This is a genomic window from Clostridium sp. HV4-5-A1G (assembly GCF_900184915.1).
GTDB classification, from domain to species: Bacteria; Bacillota; Clostridia; order Clostridiales; family Clostridiaceae; genus Clostridium_B; species Clostridium_B aromativorans.
Genome location: NZ_FXYI02000160.1, coordinates 1 through 8416, shown reverse-complemented (window position 1 = coordinate 8416; position 8416 = coordinate 1). Strand labels below are relative to the sequence as shown.

Annotated in this window: 8 protein-coding genes and 1 riboswitch; of the genes, 1 reads left to right on the top strand and 7 read right to left on the bottom strand. The window is 32.7% G+C overall.

Annotated elements, in window-relative coordinates; translation table 11 throughout:
• Positions 1-78: 78 nt before the first annotated feature.
• From J5G60_RS14505 to J5G60_RS14495, 3 genes are all read right to left on the bottom strand, one after another.
• Positions 79-426 carry a DUF6514 family protein gene (locus tag J5G60_RS14505; protein ID WP_150358450.1) on the bottom strand — a complete coding sequence of 116 codons (348 nt, stop codon included), beginning with the start codon at positions 424-426 and terminating at the stop codon, positions 79-81.
• 254 nt (positions 427-680) lie between these two features.
• Positions 681-1379 (bottom strand): spore cortex-lytic enzyme, encoded by a 699-nt coding sequence (sleB, locus tag J5G60_RS14500; protein ID WP_150358451.1) that lies wholly within the window; start codon positions 1377-1379, stop codon positions 681-683.
• Between the two features lie 119 nt (positions 1380-1498).
• On the bottom strand, positions 1499-2761 hold the full coding sequence (locus J5G60_RS14495) for a magnesium transporter (protein WP_150358452.1): 1263 nt from the start codon (positions 2759-2761) through the stop codon (positions 1499-1501).
• A gap of 212 nt (positions 2762-2973) precedes the next feature.
• A riboswitch (M-box (ykoK) riboswitch) is annotated at positions 2974-3143 on the bottom strand.
• A 308-nt stretch (positions 3144-3451) separates the two neighbouring features.
• On the opposite strand from J5G60_RS14495, the gene J5G60_RS14490 reads away from it, so the two are divergent.
• Positions 3452-5290, top strand: coding sequence for a YgiQ family radical SAM protein (locus J5G60_RS14490; protein WP_150358453.1), 1839 nt, complete (start codon positions 3452-3454; stop codon positions 5288-5290).
• 21 nt (positions 5291-5311) lie between these two features.
• Here J5G60_RS14490 and J5G60_RS14485 read toward each other — a convergent pair whose 3' ends face one another.
• The 4 genes from J5G60_RS14485 to J5G60_RS14470 all read right to left on the bottom strand — a co-directional run bounded on the left by J5G60_RS14485 (position 5312) and on the right by J5G60_RS14470 (position 8305).
• Positions 5312-5986, bottom strand: coding sequence for a hypothetical protein (locus J5G60_RS14485; RefSeq protein ID WP_150358454.1), 675 nt, complete (start codon positions 5984-5986; stop codon positions 5312-5314).
• 78 nt (positions 5987-6064) lie between these two features.
• On the bottom strand, positions 6065-6973 hold the full coding sequence (locus J5G60_RS14480; protein ID WP_150358455.1) for a YegS/Rv2252/BmrU family lipid kinase: 909 nt from the start codon (positions 6971-6973) through the stop codon (positions 6065-6067).
• A gap of 175 nt (positions 6974-7148) precedes the next feature.
• On the bottom strand, positions 7149-7571 hold the full coding sequence (locus J5G60_RS14475) for a CBS domain-containing protein (RefSeq protein WP_150358456.1): 423 nt from the start codon (positions 7569-7571) through the stop codon (positions 7149-7151).
• Between the two features lie 65 nt (positions 7572-7636).
• The gene (locus J5G60_RS14470; protein WP_150358457.1) at positions 7637-8305 is read right to left on the bottom strand and encodes a TVP38/TMEM64 family protein; all 669 of its coding nucleotides are present in this window, start codon (positions 8303-8305) and stop codon (positions 7637-7639) included.
• Positions 8306-8416: the final 111 nt, after the last annotated feature.

Here is an 8416-nt window from a genome sequence, read left to right as displayed (position 1 = left end):
TTATTATATTATATTTGTTTTTCAATGCAGTAAATAATAAATTAAATTTATATAAAAAAAGAGGATTTCTCCTCCTTTCTAATAAGCTATATAATTTATCTGTTTGTCAAAGTCCAAAATATATTCATCTACATAATCTCCGAGTACATCAACTAAATGTATGGGTGACACCTGGTTGTCATATAACAACTTCAGTAAATTATGTACTTTATATCTCTCAGGGCTTATATTTTTAATACACTCCCTTTGTACATTTACCAGTTTGTTTTCCAGTATATCCTGTCTTTCCACTTCAATTCCATAGGATTGAACCTGTATAACCTCATTTTTGTAGGTAATGGCAACCTTTTCCTTTAACAATCTGTAAAGATACACATATTTTTTATCTCCTATTATTTTACTAAGGCTAAAATTCTCAACTATCATAAACATTTTCCCCCTGTAATTATTAGCTAATATTATTGACTTACACATATATTAGCACATGCCCACAAAAAAATGTGTCAGTTCATGATTAGATGGATTATAAATTATCCCTTATATATGACAATAAAAATCTCTCAACTCCACAGGTAAAAGTATAAATATACTTTTATTCTATTTATTAACAGTTTTTATTGAAATTCTATGTCGAAATTTTATATATATTGACTATATATTTTTATAGATTTAACACTATTCTATCTGCAGAATCTATGTTTACCTATAATTTTTATAAGAGGTCTTGACCATATCCATGAACTCGTTGCCGTTGCAGGATTAAAATAATATATGGCCCCATCAGAAGGATCCCAACCATTTAGTGCGTCTCGAGCTGCATTTATGGAATTCTGTTCCATGTTAGCATGAATCTGACCGTCCACTATGGCAGTAAAAGCTCCCGGCTGATATATGACTCCTGGTACTGTAGAAGGGAATCTAGGATCCCTGGTCCTATTTAGTATTACAGCTCCTACAGCTACTTGTCCTTCATAGGGTTCTCCCCTTGCCTCTCCATTTATCAAACGGGCTATAAGCATGACATTCTGATTGTTGCTGCCAGATGCAGTGCCGCCACTTGAAGTATTTATACCCAAAGCAGCCAATGTAGCATCTCCTACTATACCATCAGGAGTCAATCCATTCTTTGATTGAAAATATTTTACAGCAGTATAAGTCTGATATCCATATGCCCCATCTACACTTCCATTATAATAGCCCCAGTTTTTAAGTTTTGTCTGTATCTGACTTACCACATTGCCCTTGGATCCATAGGAATAAGCTATGGCTTTTACAGCATTATCATAAGGAAGTAAAAACAGAGAAGTGAATATATATGTGAACACTATGGCAAGTATCAATATAAGTTTTATTTTAAAGTTCATAGACTTTTTACCCATATGATCATCTCTCCTTTAGTATTTATTAAACTTGTATTTATTTTTACGTGAACATAGTTTATGCACAAATACAATAAAAAATACATAAAGAAAAGCTGTCAAATGACAGCTTTATAATTTTATCCAACTTTTCTCAATCTCTTTTTCCAGCTCGGTATCAATATATCTTCCACGATATCATTTATGACCACTATACCGCACAACTTCTCCTCATCATCTACCACGGGAAGGGAAAGTAAATCATATTTTGAACAATTTTCTATGGCCTTACTTATATTTTCATTATGACTTACACTTACCACATCATCTATCATGATCTCTTTCAATTTAGTTTCGGCGCTGGACAATATAAGGCTCTTCAAAGATACAACCCCTTGAAGCTTTCCTTTGTCATCAATAATATATATATAATAAGACACTTCATCCTCTGGATTGATTTCCCTAAATAACTCAATGGTTTCATTGACAGTTATATTTATATTAAATGAAATAAAATCCTTTTTCATTATACTTCCCACTGTCTCTTCATTATAATCCATAAGAGTTCTTACTTCCTCAGCATCTCCTTTTTTCATATTCAAAAGCATCCTTTCTGCAGTGTCTTCATCAACCTCGTCCAAGATATCTGCAATTTCATCTTTTGGCATATTAAACAGTACTTCGTCTCTTTTAGACTGACTCAAATTTTCCAGAATGTTCGCCTGTATTTTGGGTTCTATTTCCTCCAGTGTATCTGCCGCCAGATCTTGATCTAAACTTTCAAATACTTTTTTTCTATAATTCACATCCATATCCTCTAATATATCTGCCAAATCTGCAGGATGAAGTTTTGATAATTTCTTATATGGAACTGAAAGCTTTAAATTATTATTCACCATTTCTAAAGACTCCACATTATCCCACATTATAAGGCTGTCCTCTGGTTTCTTATTGAATATATCATAAAACTTCTTTATAATATGTTCCACGCCAAATCTTCTTCCCAAGGCCAAGGTACCTGTATCAACAGCTACAACCCTGTACTCACCAGCTATTTTTGCAATTCTGAGATCATTGACCCTAACTAACTTTTTTCCATTTATATCTACAATCTGTTTATCTAGAAGATGCTTTGACAAAAGGTATGAATAACTCTGAAGTATTATTCCTCTTATACCTTCTCCTCTAATTATTACCCTATTATTATCTTCATAAAAATTTATATTTTTACATTCACAATTGGAAACTTCCGTACCATTCTTTATCTTATATCCTATAGCTCTTGGCATGCCATGATCAGTGGATACATATATGTCCACAAGCTTTCCCACATACTCATTGAATTCATCATACACTTTCTTATAAAGAATTTTACTCAAAAAGAAACTGGTTAACTTTTGCATAAATATTCCTCCTTTGACTTACGGAGAAATATTTAAAAACAACAACTGTACAACGCACATCAAAGTTTAGGAATCTATTTAAATACCTCCCCGTAGGCACTTATTAAATTTTGTAATAAGTCACACCGACCTCCATAAGGTCCGTTTTCCATTTAACTACACCACCTAAATTAAAAAATTAAAAAGAGCCTCCAAGGCTCTCCTCACAAACTAAAACTTTCTAATCGTCTGAGTTTTAGCACTATATAGCTTTAGACTAAACCAATCCAGCTGCATTAGATAAAACCTTAATCCGGTAATATCTGTTGACCCATTGGCATCTCTCGATGTTTCCGGGCATCAGCATATGTCTATATAGGAGCCTCACCTAACATAACAAATTGCAAACATATGATATTATCATTTACACTATAATTATATTACAAATTTGCCAAAATGCAATAAGTAAATGCTAAATTTATCAATATTTATTTACTATTCACTTATTAATACACTTTTCCCTTATTTTGCTCAATATAATTTTAAATATCATGTTCTCTTTTATCTAAATCTTTTCCCATCTATTTATATTATATACTACACATTTATTTTGGTACACATACTTTTCACTATTAGCCATCAGCTGCCCTATAGGTTATTACTCTATATGTTATAATAAAAGCAACAAAAAAACAGAATGGAGAATTTAAATTGAGATTAAATAAAAATTTTCTACCAATATGCAAAAAAGATATGGAAATAAATAATATAAACCAACTTGACTTTATATTTATAACTGGAGATGCTTATGTAGATCACCCTTCCTTCGGAACTGCCATAATATCCAGGATTTTAGAAAGGGAGGGATTCACAGTAGGTATAATAGCCCAGCCAAATTGGAAAAATACAAATGATTTTAAAAGATTAGGCAGACCTAAACTGGCATTTTTAATTAACTCTGGAAATATGGACTCCATGGTCAATCATTATACTTCTTCCATGAAAAGAAGACATGAAGATCTGTACTCACCAGGGGGGAAACCCGGATATAGGCCCGATAGAGCTGTAATAGTATATTGTAACAGGGTAAAAGAATCCTATAAAGACGTTCCCATAATAATAGGTGGTATAGAGGCCAGCCTGAGAAGATTTGCCCATTATGACTACTGGAGTGACAAGATAAGAAGAAGTATTCTTCTGGATTCCAAATCCGATCTGCTTGTATACGGCATGGGAGAAAAATCCATAGTACAGATAGCAAACCTGCTAAAATACGGCATGGATATCCAAAGTATCACAGATATAAGAGGAACTGTATATTGCTCTAAGGACAAAAACCATTTAGGGAAATATATAGAAGTACCTTCCTTTGAGGAAGTGCTGAAAGATAAAAAATCCTATGGAGATAGCTTCAAACTGGAATATTTAGAACAGGACGCCATAAGGGGAAAAACACTGGTACAGAAACATGGAGATCACTACATTATCCAAAATCCCCCTCAGTATCCATTGACAGAAGAAGAAATGGATATAATATACAACCTTCCTTATACCAGAACTTATCATCCAGTATATGAAAAAGCAGGAGGCATACCTGCAATAAAGGAAGTACGTTTTTCCATTACCAGCCACAGGGGATGCTATGGCGGATGTTCCTTTTGTGCCCTGACTTTCCATCAAGGAAGAACCGTTCAGAGTAGAAGTGAAAACTCCATAGTCGGCGAAGCAAAACTTCTGACTACACTGGACGACTTTAAAGGCTATATACACGACGTAGGGGGACCTACTGCAAATTTTAGACATAAAGCCTGTAGAATTCAAGAAAAAACAGGAGTATGTAAAAACAAACAGTGCCTATTTCCCCTTCCCTGTAAAAACCTCATTATAGATCACAGTGAATATTTGAGTTTATTGAAAAAAATAAGAAAAATACCAGGAATAAAAAAGGTATTCATACGCTCTGGAATACGATATGACTACCTGATAAATGACAAAAATACAGACTTTTTCATAGAGCTGTGCAAATATCATATAAGCGGCCAGTTGAAGGTAGCCCCTGAACATATAAGCGACAAAGTATTGGCACAAATGGGTAAGCCTAAAATGGACGTATACAACAGATTTGTAAAAAAATATTTTGAAATAAACAAAAAACTAGGTAAAAAACAGTACCTTGTGCCTTATTTAATGTCCAGCCATCCTGGAAGCGATTTAAATTCAGCTGTAGAATTGGCCCTGTATATTAAAAAAATGGGTTATACTCCTGAACAGGTTCAGGATTTCTATCCTACACCAGGAAGCTTGTCTACAACTATGTACTATACAGGCATTAACCCTATAACCGGTCAAAAAGTTTATATTCCAAAAAAACAAAGAGAAAAAAATATGCAGAGAGCTCTTTTACAATTTTCCCTTCCCCAAAACTACAAACTGGTAAAAGAAGCTCTGATTTCCGCCGGCCGTGATGACTTAATAGGAAGCGATCCTCACTGCTTGATTTCCAAGAATCCACCCAGGAAAAAGCATTTACATAAACACTTCCAAGGCTAATTTAAAGTACAAAGTTGAAAATCAACCGGATTTGATATTTGAATAGTGATTTTTCCTCACTTTGTTTAAAACATAAATCCATACAGCAGTCCAGCTTACATCACCCAGCACTGGCTGCACTAATACTTTTACATCCAGGAGCCAGGCTATTAGTTCTACTGAAGTTATACATGCCGCCAATACTATAATGTATATACCAAATTTATTCGGATTATTTTTACCCATAAATCCCAGTACAAAGAATATCACCAGAGTATTAAATACTATATATGGCCAAAATATGTATGAACCCTTAGAAAAAGTCATAGTATATCCTAACACAGCAGGATACTGCTGTGCATTTTTCAATATAACTTCATAATTATGCATTATAAAACCATATAATACACATAGTACAGCAGATATTACAAATATATAATAAAATTTGATATTGTCCTTTCTCATAAAAATATACATAGCAGTAAAAGCTATCAGGGGAACGGCAATTAGATTTAAGAAAAAGGGTATTTTAAGCATATAAAGATATTTTATGTTGTCTGCCAAAAATAAAATAAGAATACAAATATATCTAAATAGCATGGCTATTAAAATAAAAAGTGTTATTATTTTTACCTTATTTGGCAAAAATTTAATCCAGGCAAAGCCCTGTATAATCATTATAAACATAATAGGTAATAGACAAATATAAAACGTCATATATTCTCCTTCTCTTAACAGCACTCTAGTTTATATTTATTAATATTGCCTATCTTATATTACTATTTTAAACAAAAATTATATACTCTCTCCATATTTTGAATTCATGTTTACCCCTAAAACCTCTATCCCGCCTTTTATACATTCTATTGTAAGAGGAAAATCAGGACCCCTTTCACCGTCTATATCGGTGACTATATCTTCATTGCAGTCCACTTCTATTTTATCTGATTTAAAATATATAAGGCCTGCAGTATTTTCTAAATGATCTCCTCTCAGCATTTTTATAAAAAGCGTAATCGTGTCTTTTATCACTCCCGCCTTAATTATTATGACATCCAATAGTCCATCATCTATTCTGGCTTTATAAGCAAGATTTAGATTTCCAGCAGTCTGTCCGTTAAACACCATCATCAAGTACATATCTCCATCAAAAAATGCAGTTTCAGATTTCACCTTTATTTTAAGCTTTCTTAAATTATGGAGCTGCTCCAAGCCTTTAACATAATAAGCCAATTTCCCTATGGTATTTTTTAAATTCACATCGGTCTTTTGGGAAACATCCGTAAATAACCCCGTACTTGCCACATTTATAAAATATTTGTCATTTACTTTACCCAAATCCAAACTTCTAGGTTCACTATTTATTATCTGCTCACAAGCCCTTCCTACATTTTCAGGTATTCCTATAAATTTTGCAAAATCATTAGCTGTACCCACCGGAAGAATAGCTATAGGTATATCTATATTTAACCTTTTCATATGGTTTACAGCAGTATCCACCGTTCCATCTCCACCTGCCACTAATATGTAGTTATAAGTTTCATCTAACCCCTTAAAAGCCTCTTCCATATTAACACCAGGGCTAATTCTAAATGGAACTATTTCATATCCATATTTTTGATGTATTTTAATCACTGTATCTATACCCGACACTATAGTGTTCTCTCCCGAATATGGATTATAAATAAATTTTACTTTATTCATACTGAACTCTCCTATTACACAAACTTAATAAAATATGCGCTATTGATTCAATTATATTGAATTAAAAATTTAAATTTTTATTTACATCACCTGATATTATATCACCTAAAGTAATAAATCCACAAGATTACTGGTAATTCCTGTGGATTTATTCATAAATTATTAAATTCTATTTTTAGGATATGCCTGGCTTAGATATATTACTCAATGCATCTCCTGCCTGTTCATTGGACTTGGAGTTAGTAGCCAAATCACCCAATGACACCATACCCACAAGATGTTCATTTTCCACTACAGGAATTCTTCTTACCTGTCTTTCACTCATTACCCTAGAAACATCTCTCAAATCCATGTCTGGAGAACTTGTTACAGGGTTTGAAGACATTATATCCCTTACTGTCTTAGAATTATAGCTCTCACCCTTAACTGCCGATCTTATTGCAATATCTCTATCTGTTATAATTCCTATAACTCTATCCCCATCACATACTGGAACAGCTCCTATATTATTCTGTTCCATAATCTCAGCTGCCCTCTCTATGGTATCGTCAGCTTTCAGGCTAATTACAGATTTAGTCATTATATCCTTAACTTTCATTTACAAACACTCCTTTAAATTTAGATTACATAGAATATTATGTCCTAAATCAAAGATTATGTTGCTTATAAATTATTGGTATTTTTAGATATTCTCCTATGTACATATAAAGAGCAAAAGGCTATAATACATAAAATCATTATGGGTAATATGAACTTAATAGAAAAGGGATCCTCTAGATTTTTTCCCATCAATGAATAGGTAACCATTTCCGGCAAAGTTCCTATTAATGTGCCAAAAATAAAATCACTGTACTTCATCTTTGTAAGCCCTGCTGCATAACTCAATGGATCATAGGGAAACACAAAAGACAATCTCATTATGGTCATAACTTTAAATCCATATTTTTCTATATTTTTGTCCAATACTAAAGCTTTTCCTTTTAATATCTTGTCTACAAAAGAACGCCCTAAATATCTGGATAAGAAAAAAGCTACAGTAGCTGATCCAAAACATCCAATCATGCTCAGTAAAACCGCTATATGAGAATTAAATATATTCCCTGCAACAATGGACATAAGGGATGCTGGAAATATAATAAGCAGTGGCCTCAACGTATACATGACAATAAAGACAACAGCAGAGAATTCCCCGTAACTCTGTATATAACTCCTGATCCTATATACATTTATATTACATAATTTATCTTTATAAACAAACAATACGATTATGATAAATAAAACCAAGATGGCAAATATTATAGATTTAACAAAATTTTTATTATTCTTTCTCATGAATTTCCAACTATCCTTTTTACATGACTTTAAAGTTAAATTGATAAAATATAAAGTATATCTGTCTCTTATAAAAATATCAGAGCCCACGAGACATTACTAGATATCGTA

Excerpts from the sequence above, each read along its gene's own strand:
- J5G60_RS14505 (WP_150358450.1), bottom strand. The coding sequence starts at position 426 with ATGATAGTTGAGAATTTTAGCCTTAGTAAAATAATAGGAGATAAAAAA.
- sleB (WP_150358451.1), bottom strand. The coding sequence starts at position 1,379 with ATGGGTAAAAAGTCTATGAACTTTAAAATAAAACTTATATTGATACTT.
- J5G60_RS14495 (WP_150358452.1), bottom strand. The coding sequence starts at position 2,761 with ATGCAAAAGTTAACCAGTTTCTTTTTGAGTAAAATTCTTTATAAGAAA.
- J5G60_RS14485 (WP_150358454.1), bottom strand. The coding sequence starts at position 5,986 with ATGACGTTTTATATTTGTCTATTACCTATTATGTTTATAATGATTATA.
- J5G60_RS14480 (WP_150358455.1), bottom strand. The coding sequence starts at position 6,973 with ATGAATAAAGTAAAATTTATTTATAATCCATATTCGGGAGAGAACACT.
- J5G60_RS14475 (WP_150358456.1), bottom strand. The coding sequence starts at position 7,571 with ATGAAAGTTAAGGATATAATGACTAAATCTGTAATTAGCCTGAAAGCT.
- J5G60_RS14470 (WP_150358457.1), bottom strand. The coding sequence starts at position 8,305 with ATGAGAAAGAATAATAAAAATTTTGTTAAATCTATAATATTTGCCATC.